Here is a 20,500-nt window from a genome sequence, read left to right as displayed (position 1 = left end):
CCCCGTAGGGGAGATGCAGGTTACTCCGAATTGTCAAAGACAGGTTGATGCAGGTTACTCTGTTACTGTCATAGACTGGTGGATGCAGGTTAGTCTTGCTTTATGACAAACCGATGACAGTCAGTCAGCCAATGGTATCTGTACCTCCCCTACGGGGGAGGCTAGGTGGGGGCTGATGTCATTGGCAGAGTAACCAGTTCCTTCCCTTTGGGAAGGTTAGGATGGGTTAGCGGTTAGGTGGGGGCTGGTGGCAATTAGTCTTTTCATATATCATGATAGACTTACCAAGTCCACCCAATCTGTCCCTCTCTGATTCACGAAGCCGGCTCCTCCTCTTCGAGTTTCGCCAGGAATCCGTTCAGAGTGGCATCGTCCACGTCGCCCAGTTCGTATTCGCGCTCGGCGTCGCGGCGTACCATATCATACCATTCGCGGCGCGCCTCATGACAGCTGTCTATCAGGCGGCGGCGGTCGTCGGCATCCATACTGTTCCATCCGTAGATGGCATCAGCGATACGCAGTGCCAGTTTCCTGTCGATGTCGGTGTCGAGACTTCCGCCGTCGTAGTAGCGGCATATCTCTACCATGAGGTCTTCTGTGGTGTCTATGTTTCCGCTGGTGATGGCGTCCACGATGCGCATCACGCTGGCGTTGCTTATCTGCATTCCGCCGAGGTCGGCAAAGAGCGACGCTCCCCTGCTGAGCGGTCTGCCGAAGGTCTGGCTCGCCGTTGTGTCGTCAAACGGGGTGTTGTAGTCCGCCTCCTCGTCAGCCGACTTCAGATGGCGGTTGAGATATAGCTTTATGGCGAGCGTGTATAGCGATATTCCCTTTTCGAGCGCCGACCGCTTTATCAGCGACCCGTCGGCGGTCTGATACACTTCTCTGGCCCCCTTCTGGTCGCGCAGGGCTTCGAGCGTCACCTTCGCCTCCACCACCTTGGTCATCGTTGAGGGGTTGAGCCACTCGGTGTCCACCATGCTCCGGCGGCTGCCCTGCGGACGCATGTCGCGGCGTGGCCATTTTGCGGTGTCGCGGTAGGTGCCCACGGTGGCGATGTTGCGTGCCGGCACGATGTAGGTGTCGGTGCCGTCGCCGATGACGTATGAGAACGGCAGCGACGAGGTGTCGGGATGTGTGGCAATCTTGCCCATACACATCGTGAAGGCTCCGATATGTGCCGGCCATAGGATGTGGGCGCCGCTCGCCGTCTTGGCTCCGCGCTCCATGATGCCATAGTGGATGGGTCCCATCTTGTAGGCGTGGTTGCTGAAGTTGGTTGCCGAACCGGCGTTGTAGAAGGAGTACATACCTCCGATGAGCAGCGTTGACTTGTGGTGGCTCACGCTGAACGGTCCGCAGAATGCGGCGCATGCCTCTCCGTTGGCCATGTATGAGTTGGCGAAGAAGAGGCTGTCGGTGGCTGAGAATCCGTCGGTCAGCGTGGAGTTCTCGCTGATGAAGCAGTTTTTGGCTATCGCATTGTTGCTCACCGACGAGCCGAGGGTGACGATGCATCCGTCGATTATCGCTCCGGCTCCCACAAACACGCTGTTGTCCCGTCGGCTCCACAGCGTGGTCTCGCTGATGCGCTGCGCTCCTCTCACCTCTGTCCATTGGGTTATCCAGGAGTTGGTGATTTCTATTGTGTCGGTGATGCGCACGTTGTCTTCTATCAGCGTGCGCTTCGGCATCCGGCTCATCACCTCCTCCATCACCATTCTCCTCACGGCGTCTTTAGCCTGGCGTCGGGTTTCTATGGTGGCGTCGGCGTCGTCATACTGTTCGCCCAAGCATGGCGGCAGCACTGTGAGGGCAGCTATCTGGCTTGTGAGTCCGGAATAGAGCACCACGTTTCCCTCTCCCGCCTCGTTCATCACGCTGATGGTGTTTCCCTGTCCGAAGGTGGTGCCTTCGGTGGTCTGTATCACGCTCACGTTGTTGACGATGCAGTTGTCGCCGATGTCGGCGTTGCAGATGAATGCGCTCACGTTCTCCACGAGGGTGTTGTCTCCGATGGTGGAGTTTATGATGCGTGCGTGTCGAATTCCGGTGGGCAGTTCGTATCCCATGTCCGTGGTCACGGTGTCGCTGTTAGACCCTATGCTGCATTCTCCTATGAACTGCACGTCGTAGAGCCTGTCGGCAGAGAAGTTCTCTCCCACGGTGATTTTCTGCCAGTCTTCAGCGTGGCAGCGGTTCTCTTCGAGCCGCTTTATCTCTGATGGTGTGAGTGTGCGCATGATGTGTGTGTGGTGTATGGGGTTCTTTTTAATTTTGTTCTTCCTCGCTGTAGTCCTGATACAGGAAGTCGTTGTAAGGGTATTTCTGCACGTGCAGCTCTCTCACTCTCTTGTATATCACGTCTCTCATCTCCTGAATGTTTATCTTCTCGCGTGCCGAGATGAAGAGGCAGTCGTCTCCCATCTTCGCCATCCAGGTCTTCTTCAGGTCGTCGAGGGTCATGTTCTCCTTTGTGGCAGGCGTGAGGTCGTCGGCCTCTTTTTCCACCCATGTGTATGCGTCTATCTTGTTGAAGATTATCATCGACGGCTTGTCGGCGCATCCCAGGTCGGCGAGAGTCTTGTCCACCACCTTTATCTGCTCCTCGAAGTCGGGGTGGCTGATGTCCACCACATGTAGCAGCAGGTCGGCCTCGCGCACCTCGTCGAGGGTGCTCTTGAAGGAGTCAACGAGGTCTGTGGGCAGCTTGCGTATGAATCCCACGGTGTCGGCGAGCAGGAACGGCAGGTTCTCCACCACCACTTTTCTCACCGTGGTGTCGAGTGTGGCGAAGAGTTTGTTCTCTGCAAACACCTCGCTCTTCGACATGAGGTTCATGAGCGTAGACTTTCCCACGTTGGTATATCCCACGAGTGCCACGCGGATGAGGCGGCCGCGGTTTTTGCGCTGTGTGGTCTTCTGCTTGTCAATCTCGGCGAGTCGCTCCTTGAGCAGCGACATGCGCTGCAGGATGATTCGGCGGTCCATCTCGAGCTGCGTCTCACCCGGTCCGCGCAGTCCCACGCTTCCCTTTCCGCCTCCCGAACCAGATCCTCCTCCCTGTCGTTCGAGGTGGGTCCATAGTCGCTGCAGTCGTGGCAGCATGTAGCGGTATTGCGCCAGCTCCACCTGCGTCTTGGCGTTGGCGGTCTGTGCGCGCATGGCGAAGATGTCGAGGATGAGGGATGTGCGGTCGAGGATTTTCACCTTCAGCTCGTTTTCGATGTTGCGAATCTGCTTTGCCGAGAGCTCATCGTCGAATATCACCATACCGATTTCTCTCTCTGCGTCTTCCTCGTCGAGTATATATTGCTTTATCTCCTCGAGCTTTCCCTTGCCCACGTATGTAGTCTGGTTGGGACCGTTCACTCTCTGCGTGAATCTCTTCACGGTGACGGCGCCGGCGGTGTCGGCAAGGAATTCCAGTTCGTCGAGATACTCCTTGGTCTTGGCCTCGTCCTGTTCCTTCGTGATGAGTCCCACGAGTACGGCTGTTTCGGCCTTGACTTCTGATATTACGAATTCTTTCATCTATGTCGTTGTCTTATGATATGCTAATATGAAGAAATTATATGCAATAGTAAAATATATGCAAAGATAGTGCAAACCGAATGCAAAATATCAAACTTGTTTGAATAATTTGCTGAGGTGCAGCCTATCTTATGCAAAGATAATGCAAGGCGAGAGCAGAATGAAATAAATGTATTTATTTCTTATGCCGAGCCGAAGCTTATCTTATGCAAAGATAATGCAAGGCGAGAGCAGAATGAAATAAATGTATTTATTTCTTATGCCGAGCCGAAGCTTATCTTATGCAAAGATAAACTAAAAAGCTGATTCAACATATATATTATGGTGAAAAATCTCTTTTGCGACGGGCAATAGCGAATATACAACACAGATATTGTAATTGCGTGTTACTCACAGATATTGTCATTCCGTGTTACTCACAGATAAATTTATTCCGTGTTGCCGTTGTGTCCCCAGCCTGCGGCAGGGACACAAATAAAAAAAGAAACACGGATACCACGGACTTGACACGGATTGGTCTTTCACGGATCTTTTTTTGATTATATTTTAGTCAATGATTCTTGGATTTAGCTTAAGGATTTATTGGGATTTGCGAGTGCTGGGGCACTCCCTTTCCTGGCATCTTGTCCTCAGATTTTCAGACAAAAACTTAGAGAGATAAACCGGCTGCGCAGGAAAGTTGTTATCTATTCGTAATTCTGAACTGTGGGGGAACAATAATTATTACTCCGCATACTGCCATCCAGCCCCCACCTAACCTCCCCCGAAGGGGAGGGACAGATACCATTGGCTATCTGATTATTACCCATGGCAATTTGATTATTACCCATGGCAATCTGATTATCGGTGACTTATCATTAACTATAGTAACCTGCATCCACCAGTCTATGTCAAAGCAGAGTAACTGTCCCTCCCCTTCGGGGGAGGATAGGTGGGGGCTGAAGTGATTGGCTGAAATCAGAAGCAGAGTAATCCGCCTTGGGTTTATCAAGGTTTTTGTTCTTATATAAAAGTTGTTACTCAGCATATCGGCAACAGCCCCCACCTAACCTCCCCCGTAGGGGAGGGACAGATACCATTGTTAGTATTATTGTCGTTAGTAGTTATCTGATTATCATTGGCTTATCAATAGCAATAGTAACTGTCCCTCCCCTTCGGGGGAGGTTAGGTGGGGGCTGATGTGATTGGTTGAAATCAGAAGCAGAGTAATCCGCCTTGGGCTTATCAAGGTTTTTGTTCTTATACCCGTTGGCGGAATTAATTTAAGTTGATAAATATGAGTAAAAAGTTGTACATATCGCTGATTTTTAGTAACTTAGTGGTGATCAAAACATTAAGTTCAAACCATCGTATGTACAACCTTTATACAAAATTCGTCAAAATACTTGAGATATGCAAGCAATTCTCTGAAAATCTCGTCAATGAATCGGGTAATGTTCCACGTCGTGGTCCTGTTCCCAAGTTTTCGGATTTGGAAGTGGTGGCGCTATCCTTGACGGCAGAGACCGAGAGCATTGATAGTGAGAAGTGGTTGTCGTATCGGCTCAACCAAAAGGATTGGAAACCGACATTCATTCCGTTTGCAAAAGCAAGAAAGAGGATTGAGACAATATTCTCACAACTTACAGACCAGTTCCTGGTCATCAGGAACTACGCGAAAATAACGAATGGTTTGTTTGCCAGAATCATTGGCAAAATTAGTGCACTTACCATTCTGCAATACGTAAACTTCATTAACGACAAGCCCATTGGCAGAATTAAGTATGCACTAAATTAATTCCGCCAACAGGTTATCTTTTTATTTGATGATGACTTTCTGCACCTGACTGTTGCCGTTGGCATTGACACGCAGCAGATAGATGCCGGCAGGCAGGTTGCTGATGTGCATAGAGCCACGGCCCTGTGCGATGCGGGTGCCGTTGGTGCCCAGCAGTTCGGCGTGGTCGTATGCACCGCTGATGGTCAATGCGTTGCCATTCTGACTGACGGTGATGTCATTGCCCTTGAACAGCGAATTGATGGCCGATGGGGTTACATCAACGGCTGTGGTACATTCTGACACGCGGCCATCTTTGTAGAAGGCCTGCACGGTGTAGGTGGCTCCGCTCACGGGCGCTTGGTCGATGAAATAGGGATGAGCCACGAACACAGGAGTGTGGTTGAGCTGTTCGCCGTTGCGATAAACGTTGTAAGCCATCAGCTGGTCATCGTAGGCTGGTTCGCCGTCGATGGTGCCATCGGTGATGAGGGCACGGATAGGCCAGATGCACTGGCCCAGCAGGCGTTCTTCCTCGGTGGTATAGACATCAGAGAGCTTGTTCCATGTCTTGCCCTCGTCTTCAGAATAGAGGTCGCTCTTGCCGGGAACGAAGTGTTCAGACGACTGATAATACGCAGGTGTCTGCAGAGCGTCATAGTTGAAGATGCGCACGGCAACGCGGTAGGTCTTGCCGCTTTCAATCTTCACGGGAGCCGACAGCTTGACGCATGAGGACACTGGTTCGTTGAAGCTGTTGGCGAAGGTCTGGCGGGTAACCTCCTTGCCGTCAACATAAACAATGGCCTCGGCCTGTGTGGCCATAATGGTCTCGATGTAGGGGTTGTCGTAGATGAATGTCGATACGCCGGAGATGTATTCGCCCTCGTGGTTGGCCAATTGGGCGGGCTCAAGGTCGATGGCTGTGATGAGTGGTTCGCCTTCGCTGCCTACGCAGAAGTCGGTAATCACATTTCTGCTCTGCAAGTAAGAGGCCTCATAGGTGCCGATGCTGTTGTGCCACATCAGTTGCACGCTCTTGTCGGCATTTTCCATGGCTTTCAGTGCAGAGGGAGTCTTGCCTTCAAGCACATCGCTGATGCCGATGCAGTCGAGGTTCCAGCGCAGTGTGCTCCTGCCCTCGCCGTGGGCATTGAAGCGGATTTGGAACGGTTTGCCGGTCAGACTCTTGTCAAGGTCAACCTTGAAGAAGTTCCACGAATAGGGGTCGAGGTCGTCGGCGCAGATGGATTTCACGGTAATCCAGTTTTCGCCGTCCAGGGCATATTCCACATCCAGATAGTCGGAGTCGAGATCCTGGTCGGGGGTGTTCACCAAGGTATAGCCGGTGTAGAAGCTGACATAGAGTTTGTCGGCATCCTCAGAAGTGAGGAACGGACTGGTGACCACAGACGACCACGGTGTGGTGTTGATAGATGTGGTGCAGAGGTAAGGTGTGGCATTCTCGTAGTTGTTGGCATCGATCGACCACTTGACGAGACAGGCATCGTCGCCGAGTAAACGTTCTGCCCTCCAGTAGTCGTTGCCGGGAACAGGATTGCCATTGGGGTCGAGAGTGGCTTCATCGAAATTGTCGTACAATGGCAGGTCGTTCTTGGCAGAGAGATAGGTGCTGATGGTTTCTGAGGTGGCCGACTCGATTTCGTTGCCGTTGTAGGTGGCGGTGGCCATGATATAAGCATTGTGTGTGCCGGTTCTCACGGTGTGTGTGTAAGAGAACTTGCCGTCGGTGGCTGCTGCAGCATCTATTGTTGCGGCGAGTTGGTCGTCGATATAAACCTTGTAGTTGTTGATGACAGCCCCCTCAGGCACATTCTGGCAGGCCTCCCAGCGCAGTGTCACCTGGTCGTAGCCGCTGTAGAAGAATGCGGTGGGCTGCGGAGCGGTGATGATGACAGCCTCTGTGCTGGCCAGGGTGATGACCCAACCGCCGCTATAGGATGAGTTGCCTGCAATCACTTTGCCGTCGGCAGATACCGAAACCACCTTGTCTCTGACAAGAGAGGGCAGGTTGCTGATGTCTGTGGCAGCCTTGCTGAGGTAATAGTCGATGTCGGCCAGGGTTTCAGAGGCCTTGTTGTAGTAATACAGTTTGTCGGTGTAATCGACATTGTCGCTGATGGTGCAGAACACGTCGCCGCTGTCGGTGATGGCCAGACCCTTGCACTGGTAGGTGTTGTCGGCATCGGGCAGGGCGATTTCGGCGAAGTGGCCTGTAGTGGTGTCGTAGATGGCGAGCTTTGAAACCACACCATAGCCGTTGCCGTGCATGAGCACATAGCTGCCGTTGGGGCTGATGGCTACGGCCGTTGCGTCGGAATAGGGGCTGTCGCCCAATGATATGGCTGTGGGTTGTGTGGCCGATGTCCACACGATGGGATAGGTGTAGCCGTTTTGGGTGCCTTCGCCGATGATGATGCTGCCATCGGCAGAGATGCCTGTGGCTGATGCGCGTGAGAAGCCTTTGGGCAGGGTGAGTTCCTGATAGGTGTAGCTGTCGCTGTCGGCGTTGTAGGTCCAGAGGCAGGGGATGATTTTCATCCACCACGACTGCAGGTAGCCTGTCACGGTGTTGCCGTCTTCGCTGATGGCTGTGGCGTAGGTGCCGTCGGTCTCGTCGCCCAGTTCGTCGATGGTGTGGTTGCCCATGCCCAACTTATAGGTCTTGTCGTCTTTCCACACGGCGGCGGTGACGATGGGCACATAGGTCACGTCGGCATCGTAGCCCGACTTGTTGGGGCGCTTGCCGTTTTGGCCCATGATGTAGCCGCCGTTCTCGATGGCCAGCAGATGGTCTTTGTCTTTCATGGCACCGGCAATGGCGCCGTTGCTGTTCACGGCTTGGAATTTGCCCGTGTTGTCGTAGTTGTCTTCATCATATTCGGTGCGCCAGTTGGTTTTGCCGTCGGCGGTGGAATAGACGAAGCTGCTGAAATTGGTGACGTTGTCATAACCGAGGTTGTTGCCCACCACATAGCTGCCGTTGGGCGACACGCTGTTGATTGTAGCTTCTGCAAACGACTTGTAGGTGCTTTGCGCATAGGCCATGTGGCCTGCACAGAGCAGCAAGCCGGTAATCAATAGATGTTTTTTGTTACTCATACCCGTTGGCGGAATTAATTTAAGTTGATAAATATGAGTAAAAAGTTGTACATATCGCTGATTTTTAGTAACTTAGTGGTGCTCAAAACATTAAGTTCAAACCATCGTATGTACAACCTTTATACAAAATTCGTCAAAATACTTGAGATATGCAAGCAATTCTCTGAAAATCTCGTCAATGAATCGGGTAATGTTCCACGTCGTGGTCCTGTTCCCAAGTTTTCGGATTTGGAAGTGGTGGCGCTATCCTTGACGGCAGAGACCGAGAGCATTGATAGTGAGAAGTGGTTGTTCGACTATAAATTGCAAGAATACAAGGACAACATTCCCAATCTCATATCAAGGAGACAGTTCAATGACCGCAGGAAGAAAACGGCAGGCCTGTGTGAGGAACTGCGCAAGAGGATTGCCATGGAAATGGATGGCGGAGAGGAACAATTCTTTGTTGACTCCAAGCCGATAAAGGTTTGTAGGGTTGCAAGAGGAAAACGTTGCAAGATGGGACGTACCGGAAATTTCTCGCAAGCTCCCGACTTCGGCTTCTGTGCTTCGCAGAATACGTATTATTTTGGTTATAAGTTACACGCTCTCTGTGGGTTAAGTGGAGTTATCCATTCCTATGATCTGTCAAAGGCAAGTGTGGCTGACCTCCATTATATGAAGGATGTAAAACATACTTATCACGACTGTAGCATCTATGGTGACAAAGGGTATATTGGAGCTGACGTACAGCTTGACTTGTTCGAAACCGCACACATAAGACTGGAGTGTCCGTATCGGCTCAACCAAAAGGACTGGAAACCGACATTCATCCCGTTTGCAAAGGCAAGAAAGAGGATTGAGACAATATTCTCACAACTTACAGACCAGTTTCTGGTCATCAGGAACTACGCGAAAATAACGAATGGTTTGTTTGCCAGAATCATTGGCAAAATTAGTGCACTTACCATTCTGCAATACGTAAACTTCATTAACGACAAGCCCATTGGCAGAATTAAGTATGCACTAAATTAATTCCGCCAACAGGTTACTCATAAGTTTTTTGATTAGGAAAATGGCGGGAACTTTACCCTCCCGCCTATAGGTGTTTTTATTGGTTGAGTCGTGCTCAGAGCATGGCTGAAAGTTCTCTCATTCCTTCGGATGCGCCTTTGGCAATCACATGCAGGTTTTGCTTGGCCGACACGGTGGGTCGAGGGTCAATCAGATAGATGGGTGTGCCAGGCTTGGCAAACCGCATGAGCCCGGCTGCCGGATAGACGGCCAGCGATGTGCCGATGATGATCATGATGTCGGCCTCCATCACTTCGGCGGCAGCCTTCTCGATGTTGGGCACAGCTTCGCCGAAGAAAACGATATAAGGGCGCAGCAGCGAACCGTCGCCCGCCTTTTCTCCCGGAGCCACTTCAAGGTTGTCGGGGGTGAGTGTCTTGATGAAGTGAGGGTTGTCGACATCCCTACTGGAACATACCTTCATCAGTTCGCCGTGCAGGTGGATGACATGCGTGCTGCCTGCCATTTCGTGCAGGTTGTCCACATTCTGTGTCACTACCGTCACTTGGTATTTCTTTTCCAGGTCGGCCACCAGGCGGTGTCCGTCGTTGGGCTTGGCGGCAAGCAGTTTGCCGCGCAGCATGTTGTAGAAGTCGTTGACATACACAGGGTCTCTTTCCCATGCCTCGTGTGTGGCCACACGCTCCACGGGGTGTTGTTCCCACAAGCCATCTTCGTCTCTGAATGTGCTGAGTCCGCTTTCAGCGGAAATGCCGGCACCGGTAAGCACTACAATTTTTTTCATTGTACAGTCTTCTTCAAGATGTTTCGGCCACAAAGTTAAAAAATAATTTTAAACGTATGCTGTTTGTCTTTGCTTTTTCTGTGTTTTGATGTTTTTTGGGAGATTTTTCTATAATTATGTCTATGTAATCGGATAAAAATATTACCTTTGATTATCATTGGCTTATCAATAGCAATAGTAACTGTCCCTCCCCTTCGGGGGAGGTTAGGTGGGGGCTGATGTGATTGGTTGAAATCAGAAGCAGAGTAATCCGCCTTGGGCTTATCAAGGTTTTTGTTCTTATATAAAAGTTGTTACTCAGCATATCGGCAACAGCCCCCACCTAACCTCCCCCGAAGGGGAGGGACAGATACCATTGTTAGTATTATTGTCGTTAGTAGTTATCTGATTATCATTGGCTTATCAATATCAATAGTAACTGTCCCTCCCCTTCGGTGGAGGTTAGGTGGGGGCTGATGTGATTGGTTGAAATCAGAAGCAGAGTAATCCGCCTTGGGTTTATCTTGGTTTTTGTCTTAAAATCATCAGCCGATGTATTGGCTAAGACAAAGGAATGCAGACCCACTCCCTTTACTGGCGTTGTCGGTTTTTACGGTTCAAATTACAGATGTCTCCTCATCGCATCCCCCTCAAGACCAGGCAACACAAAAATAATCTACTCCTTGTCATTGCATTTCCAATCAAAAACTGTATCTTTGCACGTGGTGGATGCCTTGGCTTCCCCCTCAATACGACTGTAGCATGACGAGGCCATGCGCTCACGCCCCTATGGGCAAGCCGGCGCAAGGCGGAAAAAAGAAAATCAAAGACACATAATATTATAAAAACAAAACATTATGGCAACAAAACCAGATTTCAAGTATGCTCCTATGTTCCAGATGGGCAAGGACAATACTGAATACTATCTGCTCACCAAAGAGGGTGTGTCGGTAGGAGAGTTCGAAGGAAAGAAAATCCTGAAGGTGACAAAAGAGGCGCTCACAGCCCTGGCACAGCAGTCTTTCCACGACGTGGAGTTCATGCTCCGCAGAGAGCACAACCTGCAGGTGGCCAAGATCCTCAGCGACCCGGAGGCTTCAGAAAACGACAAGTATGTGGCTCTGCAGTTTCTGCGCAACGCCGAAACGGCAGCTAAGGGAATTCTCCCGTTCTGCCAGGACACCGGTACTGCCATCATCCACGGAGAGAAGGGACAGCGCGTGTGGACAGACTTCGAGGATGAGGAGGCTCTCTCTCGCGGTGTTTACAACACCTTCACCGAGGACAACCTGCGCTACTCCCAGAACGCACCGCTCAACATGTATGACGAGGTGAACACACGCTGCAACCTGCCGGCACAGATTGACATCGAGGCTACAGAGGGCGACGAATACCGCTTCGTGTGCGTGGCAAAGGGTGGCGGTTCTGCCAACAAGACATACTTCTATCCGATGACAAAGGCCACGATACAGAACGAGGGCACACTGCTCCCATTCCTCGTGGAGAAGATGAAGAGTCTCGGAACGGCAGCTTGTCCGCCATACCACATCGCATTCGTAATCGGCGGTACATCGGCTGAGAAGAACCTGCTCACCGTGAAGCTCGCCTCTATAAAATACTACGACTCGCTGCCTACTACCGGCGACGAGACAGGACGTGCCTTCCGCGACATCGACCTGGAGAACAAACTCCTGGAGGAGGCACACAAGATCGGACTCGGAGCACAGTTCGGAGGCAAATACCTGGCTCACGACATCCGCGTGATCCGTCTGCCACGCCACGGCGCAAGCTGCCCAATCGGTATGGGAGTGAGCTGCTCGGCAGACCGCAACATCAAGGCGAAGATCAATGCCGACGGTATCTGGATCGAGAAGATGGACAGCAACCCGTCGGAGCTGATTCCTGAGGAATACCGCAACCCGGGCGAGGGAGCAAAGGGTATCGAGATTGACCTCGACAAGGGTATCGACGCAGTGCGCGCCGAACTCACGAAATATCCTGTCAGCACCCGCGTAAACCTGAAGGGCACCATCATCGTGGCGCGCGACATCGCACATGCCAAGCTCAAGGCGCGTCTCGACGCAGGAGAGGAGATGCCGGCATACTTCAAGGATCATCCTATCCTTTACGCCGGACCGGCAAAGACTCCGGAGGGATATCCTTGCGGATCTATGGGACCTACCACTGCCAACCGCATGGACCCATACGTAGACGAGTTCCAGTCACACGGAGCATCGCTCGTGATGATTGCCAAGGGCAACCGCGGACAGGTGGTCACCGACGCATGCCAGAAGCACGGCGGTTTCTATCTCGGCACCATCGGCGGTGTGGCTGCAGTGCTCTCACAGAGCTCTATCAAGAGCATCGAGTGTGTGGAATATCCGGAGCTGGGCATGGAGGCAATATGGAAGATCACCGTTGAGGACTTCCCTGCATTCATCCTCGTTGACGACAAGGGCAACGATTTCTTCAAGCAGCTCAAGCCTTGGTGTCCTAACTGCAAGTAAGTTTAAACCCAAAACGCCCTAATGACCATTGGGGTTAAACCCAAAACGGTCATTAGGCCGTTTATTGTATTTTATATTTACTGCTTGCAGTCTTTTGTTTTTTATAAGGCGTCTTTTGCTTGTTTTTAATTCGTAATAGCTCGCTATTACTCATTAAAAGCCAAACAAAATCCACTCTTCTAAAAGAACAAAATCCAGGCAAGCCCTAATGACCGATTTGGGTTAAAACAAAGGCATTATAATAATCCGGCAGAAACGTTGACCAGCGTGTCGCGTTCCTGCCGGATTTTTTCGTCCGTTTCCTCACGAAATGTGAGAGAAACCTATTGCATTCCCTCATAAAATGTGTATATTTGCAGCGTTATTCCCTCACGAAATGTGTATGAAACGGCATTTGTTCCCTCACGAAATGTGTGAGTAATGGTGTTCGTTCCCTCACGAAATGTGTATGGAATGATGCTTGAATAGTTGCTAAGTACTTGAGACTTAGTATGTTCAGTATGTTTATTGTGGATTAAAAGTATAAGGTATGGAAAGGACGGCAATCAAAGCACTCCAGGAATGGAAGGCGAAGGCATATCGTAAACCTCTTATAGTGGAGGGGGCGCGACAGGTGGGAAAGACCTGGCTCGTGAAGGAGTTTGCACGCCGAAACTACAGGCAGCTGGCTTATGTCAACTTTGAGGAGATGAAGATATTGCGCAATTTCTTTGAACAGGATTTCGATATTCCGAGGATTCTCACGGCTATAGGTGCCGTGACGGGTGTGACGTGCAGTGAGGGCGACACGCTGATTTTCCTCGATGAGATACAGGCTGCTCCGCATGCCGTCACTTCGCTGAAATATTTTGCAGAGAATGCTCCCGGATATCATGTTATCGCTGCCGGATCGCTGCTCGGGATAGAGCTGCATCGCGGAGAGTCGTTCCCCGTGGGAAAAGTGGATTTTCTCACCCTTCATCCGATGAGCTTCGTGGAGTTCGTGATGGCGATGGGAGAGGAGAACCTGTCTGAAGTGCTGATGGCAGGCGACTGGAATATGATGGCGATGCTCTCGCCCAAGTTTCAGGAGCTGCTCAGGTATTATTACTTTGTAGGCGGAATGCCCGAGGCGGTGTTGAGCTTCAGTCGCAACCGGGACTGGAAGGAGGTGAGGGCGCTGCAAACGGCGATACTCAGCAGTTATCAGAGGGATATGTCGAAGCATGCCCCTTCAGAGATTGTGCCGCGCATCGTGGACTTGTGGAAATCGCTTCCGGCACAGTTGAGCAAGGAGAACAGGAAGTTTGTGTATGGAGTAGTGAGAGAGGGAGCAAGGGCGCGTGAGTATGAGATAGCCCTGCAGTGGCTTCAGGATGCCGGACTGATATACAAGGTGTGTAACGTGAAGGCTCCCCGGTTGCCGCTTGTGAGTTATGAAGACAGGGCGGCGTTCAAGATTTTCGTGCTCGATGTGGGGCTGCTTGGCGCCATGTCCAGTCTGAAGCCCACTACTATAGTGGCTGGCAACAGTATCTTCACCGAATTCAAGGGAGCGCTGACCGAACAGTATGTGTTCCAGCAGCTCATCCTCAGATACTCGCCATATTATTATTCAAAGGCAGCCAGCACACAGGAGATAGACTTCCTGCTTCAGGATGACGAAGATGCCATCGTGCCGCTGGAGGTAAAGGCAGAAACGAACGTCAGGGCGAAAAGCCTGCGCCAGTTCGTTGCCGACAATCAGTCGCCTAAGGCATTCCGCATCTCGATGAACGACTACAAGGAGGAGGAATGGGTCACTAATGTTCCTCTGTATGCCGTGGACGGATTCGTGTTTTAGTGACGGATTTGTCATGATATATATGAACCGCTTTCCGACATCAGCCCCCACCTATCCTCCCCCGAAGGGTAACCCATCCTAGCCTTCCCCAAGGGAAGGGACAAGTTACTTTGGCGACTGATTTCAGTCAATCACCTTAGCCCCCTCTCGTTCTCCCCCGTAGGGGAGAAGCTAGTTACCATTGTTAATGATAAACCACTGACAATCTAGTAGCTACAGACAATAATCAAAAGCCAATGGTATCTGTCCCTCCCCTTCGGGGGAGGCTAGGTGGGGGCTGATATGATTGGCTGAAATCAGTTGCAGAGTTACTTGTTCCTTCCCTTGGGGAAGGTTAGGATGGGTTGCCCTTGGGGAAGGTTAGGATGGGTTTGAGAACGAGAGGGGGCTGAAGTGATTGGCAGAAATCATAGGCAGAGGATGGAACAGGCGGTTATAGTCTTGATTGCCTATAGGGGAAATAGCCTGATGAACGACATTTATTTCCCGTTACAATATTTTCCCATTGCAATATTTTCCGATACAAAAAAAATAGAGACCACCTCTTGTTGATGGCCTCTATTTTTATTCAGTTATATGTTGTCCGGTCAGCGGTTGCTATGCCCGGACAGTCTGTTCTTTCATCATCCGATTCCACTTGAAGTAGCCGGCTACGGCGATTGCTACATATAGTCCGTAGAGTCCTGCCTTGAAGGGGATGCCCTTCACCACATAGAGATAGCAGCACACCACGTCTACCGCAATCCAGAACAGCCATTGCTCGATGTATTTCTTTGCCAGCGCCCACAGGCCGATGAAGCTCAGGGCATTGGTGAAGGAGTCGAGCAGCGGCACCGTACTGTTGGTGAACTCCACCAGAATCCAGTATGTCGCCGCCCATGCCGCCACAAACGCCACAGCCACCGGAGCATATCTCCTTGCCTGCATGTGGGTGATGGGCAGTGCGTTCTTCGGTGCGTCGCCCATCCTCACGCCTTTGGCGAAGAGCGTCTTTATCGCCGTGCCGTATCGCCACATGGCATATCCGTAGATGCCGGCGAGGGTGTAGTATGCCGCCATTCCGGCGTCGCCGTATAGTCCGTGGCTCCAGTAGAGCCAGATGTCGAGAGCCGGCATTATGATGCTCACGAGCCAGAGGGCGATATGTGCGCGGTATTCCAGCCAGATATACAGTAGGCCCAGCAGCGTGGTGAAGATGTCGAGCCAGTGTTCGGTGATAAATTCAGTCATGATGTAGTCTTATGATCCCAGTGGGAAGTATTCCGTCATTTATAATCTCGATGGGATGTTTCCCCGTCAACTTAGAATCTCAGCGTGATGTTACCCATCATCGTGAATCCCGCTGCCGGCACATATCCCAGATAAGACTTGCGGGTGTCGCCCTCATACCATCCCCAGTCGTAGCCCATCACGGCATAGTGGCGGTCGAAGATGTTGTTGAGGTCAAGACCGAGCTTCACACTCTTCAGTCCGCAGCCCTTCAGGTTGATGGTGTAGCTCATGTTGATGTCGGTCTGAGAGAAGCTTGGCAGCTGGCGCTCGCTGCTCTCAGAGTTGTCCACATATTGCTTGCTCACGAAGTTGGTGTGCCATGTGGCGTTGAAACCCTGATAGTGGAAATCCAGGAATCCGTTGAGTATGGCGCTTGGCGAGTAGGCGAGGGTAGACTTGTCGTAGTGGTTCACGTGGTCGCCCAGATATTCGTCGAAGTCCTTTATCTTGTTCTGGCTCAGAGCGGCGTTTCCCTCCACGCTCATCCATGAGAGCGGTGCCCATCCTGCGGTCAGCTCCACACCCATGCGGTAGGAGTCCTTGATGTTTGTGGTCAGTGCCTCGCCGATGTCGCTCGTTTGTCCTGTCTGTGCAATCTGGTTGTCGTAGGCCATATAGTAGAAGTTTGCTCCGGCGTGCCAGTTGTTGCCAGTATACTGGTATCCCAGTTCATAGTCGGTCACCTGCTCCTTCTTCGGGTAAGGATAGTTGCCGTTGTCGGTATAGTTGTTGCGCTCCGGCTCACGGTTTGCGAGCGATACCGATGCGTAAGCCTTGTGTCCGCCGTTGGTGTAGCTCACTCCGGCCTTCGGGTTGAAGAAGTTGAAGTCGTCGTCCACGTCGAGTCGCTGTGCGTAGTAGTTGCCGTCGCTTCCCGTCACGAACTTGTCGTTGATGCCGTCGGTCTTGTATCCCACGTGGCGGTACTGCAGGTCGGCGAATACGTTCCAGTTGTCGAGGAATGTGTATGCTGCCTTCACGAATGCGCTGTAGTCATCCTTGCGTGCGTCGGAGTCGTAGTATTTGTATTTGCCGTGGTTGTCGAAGTATTTATGTTCCAGTGCCTCGTCCTTGATGTATGTGAGATATCCCCAGTGGCTGCCGCGGAACTGCTGCAGGTTCACTCCTCCGGTCACGTCCCACTCCTCGTCCTTGTAGTTCACGTTGTACACCAGTCCGTAGGCGTTCTGTGTGAGTCCCTTCAGTCTCACGGCGTCGCTCTTGATGAACTTGCCTGCGTCGTTGCGTTCGTTGATGCCGAATTTCTCAGCCAGCGACTTCTTCACCTTCAGGTCCTTGTAGTATCCGCGTCCGTAGGTGTAGTGCAGGGCGGCATTGTGAGTCCAGTGTTCAGAGGGTTGCCATGTGGCAGAGAGGATGTTGTGGTTCTGGTAGAAATTGTCCGTCGTGCGGTCCCATGGAGTGCCGTCGCGGTAGGTGAATGGAGTAAGCTTGTAGTTGCCGTTCTCATCCTTGTCGTAGTTTCCGAGCAGTGTGTTGCTGCGTCCCAGGCCCATCTCGTATATCTGCTTGTAAGACTCAGTTCCTTCCGGTCCGGTGATATAGTTCCAGGCCTGTCCGGTCTTCTCGAAGTTTCCGATATTCTTGTATCTTATCTGGAAGTTGTCGCCCAGCCATGTCAGTCCGCCGTAGTATGAGCCCGAGCGTCCGCGAGTGCCGTCAACGAATCCGTCGGTTGCCGTTTCGTGGTATGCTCCGTCGAATATCAGGTGGTTGAAGAGCAGTCCGGTGGAGAAGCTTGCACCCGTGTTGTAGGTGTTGTAGGTGCCGTAGGAGCCGGTCAGCTCGGCGAACGGCTTCACCTGAGGCGCCTGTGTGGCGAGAGAAATCGAACCTCCGAACGCACCGTCACCGTTTGTCGACGCTCCCACACCTCTCTGTATCTGCACGCTGCCCAGCAGTGCTGCATAGCTGTTCATGTTAGCCCAGAACACCTGCTGGTCTTCAGGCGAGTTGAGTGCCACTCCGTCGAGAGTCACGTTGATGCGGCTTCCCGCAGCACCACGCATGCGGAGGTATGTCGTTCCCGTTCCGATACCGTTCTCGCTCCATGATATTATTCCCGGTGTGCGAGAGAAGAGGTATGGCAGTTCGCGGCCCGTAGTGGAGAAGTCTTTCAGTTCCGATTTCTCGATGTTTGCCACGGCGAATGGAGCGTTCTTCTGTGCTCTCACTGCCTTCACCACCACCTCGTTGAGCTGGCGCACCTTCACGGTGTCTACGTCTTTCTGTGCAAGGGCGTTCTGTGCGCATAGCGTACATACCACTGCCATTGCCACTTGGTTGATTCTTTTCATCTTAACCTGTTTTTTTTATTGTTGTTTTGTTACTTTTGGCTTCCCTTTTCTGTCGTGGGAATCAGTTGCGCTGCATCTGTTCCTGCATCTCTCAATCTCTGCCGAAGCGGAGTACCCTCCATCTCCCAATCATTGCCAAAGCGGAGTACCCTGCATCTCCCAATCTCTGCCGGAGCGGAGTAACCTGCATCTCCCAATCTCTGCCGGAGCGGAGTAGCCTGCATCTCCCCTACGGGGGAGACCGAGAGGGGGCTGATGTTCATTGGCAGGGTAACCTGTTCCTTCCCTTCGGGAAGGTTAGGATGGGTTATCCTACGGGGGAGACCGAGAGGGGGCTGAAGTTCATTGGCAGGGTAACCTGTTCCTTCCCTTCGGGAAGGTTAGGATGGGTTATCCTACGGGGGAGACCGAGAGGGGGCTGAAGTTCATTGGCAGGGTAATTTGTCATGATATGCCAAGGGCGCAGACTTCCAGCCCCCACCTAACCTCCCCCGTAGGGGAGGGACAGATACCCTTGACTGCCTGATAGCTAAAGATGTGTTTCCCTGTTTCTCCACGATCAGTAATGAAGCCAATAGCGGTGGGCATTATGGTTTCTGAGAGTTGCCATATTGCCCGTCGTTTTCGTTAATGAATCAAGGGGAGTGTAGTCATTGTAGTCGTTTTCGCCTACGCCGGCATTATCCGGATCAGGTCTGTAGGGTATGGTCTCAGCATCCGCAACGGCGGCAGCACCCCTTAGCCGGCAGTTTGCCGACCGGGTGCAAAGTTACGTCTTTATTATGTCACGGCAAAATATTTCTCCACCTTTCCGCCTTTTTCAGCTATTTCACGAGTCGACGAGTTGACGAGTTGACGAGGAGTTTTCCGTCACCTACTCGTATCTTCTCCGCTATTTCTCAAGTCGCGAAGTTGCTATATATATAATAAGGTGAGATGGCGTGTAATTCATTCAAATATTTTCGACACGGCGTATAGGGGAATTATGTCGATGCGCTTGTTGGCGGGACTCATGAACGAACCGAAATTCTCGAGCGAACATCTGATGCCGCGGGATATGTGCTTCTGTTGGTTGTTCATAAGTGAATACATGCTGTTCATCGAACCTTTCACTCCCGATTTCACCTCTATCGGCACTATTTCGTTGCCTTTTGTTATCACGTAGTCCACTTCGGCGCAGGTGCCTTTGTTCATATTCTGCCAGTAGTATAGCTGGTGGCGCTTCTGGGGTGATGAATATTTTATCAGTTCCAGTCCGGCAATCATTTCAGACACGCTTCCCTTGTCCACGAGGTCTGTACTGCTTTCCAGCATCATCACCTTCACTATTTCGTCAGTGTCGTCGTCGATGCCGAGTATGCCGAGCAGTATGCCGCTGTCGAGAATCAGGTATTTCACCACTCTCTCATTTATCTCCGCTCCGAGCGGCACTCCGTTGGCATCCGTGTGGTAGGCAGGGATTATCAGTCCGGCGTCGCACAGCATTCCGATGGCGTTTTTCACTTCTGCCGACCTGTAGTCTCCTTCCACCCTGTTGCATACGAATTTTCCTCCCGTCTGTCGGGCTATGCTTATCAATGTACGTCTCAGGAGCGTGGGGTTTGCTTTGGCGCCATATTTCGCGAAGTCGTCTTGATAGCCCTGTATTATTTCATTCACCACATCGCTGCTGTATCTGTACGACCCTGTCTCTGCGTATGTTGCCACTGCTTCAGGCATTCCTCCCGTGAGCATGAAGCTGCGAAACCGTTCTGTTATCCTGTTGTAGAATGGGGTGGGGAGAGGGTTGTCCGGTCCGCATTCCCTTTTGGCCGCCAGCAGTCCGTCGTCGCCTGTTGCCATCAGGAATTCGTCGAACGACATGGGGTAAACGAACAGCGAGCTGACGCGTCCCACTCCGAACGACGAAAGGTCTTTGAGTGCGAATTCCAGGAGCGATCCTGCCGCAATGACGTGGAGTTCCGGATAGTCTTCTTTGAAGAACCACAGACTGTGTATCACATCCTCGCTTTTTTGTATCTCGTCGAGAAAGAGCAGTGTCTTGCCGGGTGTCACGGGCACGTTGAAATAGTCAGACAGTTTTCTTGTGATGTCCTTCACGTCGCGGTTTCCCTTGAACAGTTCTGCCAGTTCGGGAGTCTTTTCGAAATTTACTTCAATGAAGTGTTTGAAGCACTTTCCCAAATGGCGCACCGTGGATGATTTTCCCACCTGTCTGGCTCCCCTCACGAGCAGGGGCTTTCGGCGAGGACTGTCTTTCCATTCCAGCAAAGCCTTGTCGATGCTTCTTGTCAAATAATCAGCTGCCATATAAGTCCTTTATTTTCTCTACAGTTAGTGATTGCGTGTAGAGGTTGTTATTGTTTTCAGAATCTTGTGTGAGTTATTACT

11 protein-coding genes are annotated in these 20,500 nt (G+C 51.6%); 4 read left to right on the top strand and 7 right to left on the bottom strand.

The window, feature by feature from the left end:
• Positions 1–314: 314 nt before the first annotated feature.
• Positions 315–2,243: a DUF4954 family protein gene (locus tag ACDC99_RS07475; RefSeq protein WP_370756460.1), complete on the bottom strand. Its 1,929-nt coding sequence runs from the start codon at positions 2,241–2,243 to the stop codon at positions 315–317.
• 28 nt (positions 2,244–2,271) lie between these two features.
• Complete coding sequence (gene hflX / locus ACDC99_RS07470; RefSeq protein WP_022316317.1) at positions 2,272–3,534, bottom strand: GTPase HflX; 1,263 nt, start codon at positions 3,532–3,534, stop codon at positions 2,272–2,274.
• 1,276 nt (positions 3,535–4,810) lie between these two features.
• Here hflX and ACDC99_RS07465 point away from each other — a divergent pair.
• Entirely contained in the window at positions 4,811–5,311 is a 501-nt protein-coding gene (locus tag ACDC99_RS07465; protein WP_082026185.1) for a hypothetical protein, read from the top strand.
• A gap of 21 nt (positions 5,312–5,332) precedes the next feature.
• Here the strand turns inward: ACDC99_RS07465 and ACDC99_RS07460 are convergent, their stop codons facing one another.
• Positions 5,333–8,413: a T9SS type A sorting domain-containing protein gene (locus ACDC99_RS07460; protein WP_370756458.1), complete on the bottom strand. Its 3,081-nt coding sequence runs from the start codon at positions 8,411–8,413 to the stop codon at positions 5,333–5,335.
• Between the two features lie 33 nt (positions 8,414–8,446).
• Between ACDC99_RS07460 and ACDC99_RS07455 the strand changes: the two genes are divergently transcribed.
• Positions 8,447–9,427: an IS982 family transposase gene (locus tag ACDC99_RS07455; protein WP_370755793.1), complete on the top strand. Its 981-nt coding sequence runs from the start codon at positions 8,447–8,449 to the stop codon at positions 9,425–9,427.
• Positions 9,428–9,521: 94 nt separating this feature from the next.
• Here the strand turns inward: ACDC99_RS07455 and ACDC99_RS07450 are convergent, their stop codons facing one another.
• Positions 9,522–10,211: an SIR2 family NAD-dependent protein deacylase gene (locus ACDC99_RS07450; protein ID WP_042519984.1), complete on the bottom strand. Its 690-nt coding sequence runs from the start codon at positions 10,209–10,211 to the stop codon at positions 9,522–9,524.
• Between the two features lie 836 nt (positions 10,212–11,047).
• Here ACDC99_RS07450 and ACDC99_RS07445 point away from each other — a divergent pair.
• Complete coding sequence (locus tag ACDC99_RS07445; RefSeq protein WP_370756456.1) at positions 11,048–12,697, top strand: fumarate hydratase; 1,650 nt, start codon at positions 11,048–11,050, stop codon at positions 12,695–12,697.
• Positions 12,698–13,226: 529 nt separating this feature from the next.
• Complete coding sequence (locus ACDC99_RS07440) at positions 13,227–14,519, top strand: ATP-binding protein (RefSeq protein ID WP_370756454.1); 1,293 nt, start codon at positions 13,227–13,229, stop codon at positions 14,517–14,519.
• A 597-nt stretch (positions 14,520–15,116) separates the two neighbouring features.
• On the opposite strand, the gene pnuC is transcribed toward ACDC99_RS07440, so the two are convergent.
• The 3 genes from pnuC to ACDC99_RS07425 all read right to left on the bottom strand — a co-directional run bounded on the left by pnuC (position 15,117) and on the right by ACDC99_RS07425 (position 20,419).
• Positions 15,117–15,749, bottom strand: coding sequence for a nicotinamide riboside transporter PnuC (gene pnuC, locus ACDC99_RS07435; protein WP_370756452.1), 633 nt, complete (start codon positions 15,747–15,749; stop codon positions 15,117–15,119).
• Between the two features lie 71 nt (positions 15,750–15,820).
• Positions 15,821–18,109, bottom strand: coding sequence for a TonB-dependent receptor (locus tag ACDC99_RS07430; protein WP_370756450.1), 2,289 nt, complete (start codon positions 18,107–18,109; stop codon positions 15,821–15,823).
• A gap of 948 nt (positions 18,110–19,057) precedes the next feature.
• A complete protein-coding gene (locus ACDC99_RS07425) occupies positions 19,058–20,419 on the bottom strand; it encodes an ATP-binding protein (protein ID WP_370756448.1) in 1,362 nt (453 codons plus the stop codon).
• Positions 20,420–20,500 lie beyond the last annotated feature (81 nt).

The organism is Prevotella pectinovora (assembly GCF_041323955.1).
Classification (GTDB): Bacteria; Bacteroidota; Bacteroidia; order Bacteroidales; family Bacteroidaceae; genus Prevotella; species Prevotella pectinovora.
This window is presented reverse-complemented; position numbering and strand designations above follow the sequence as displayed.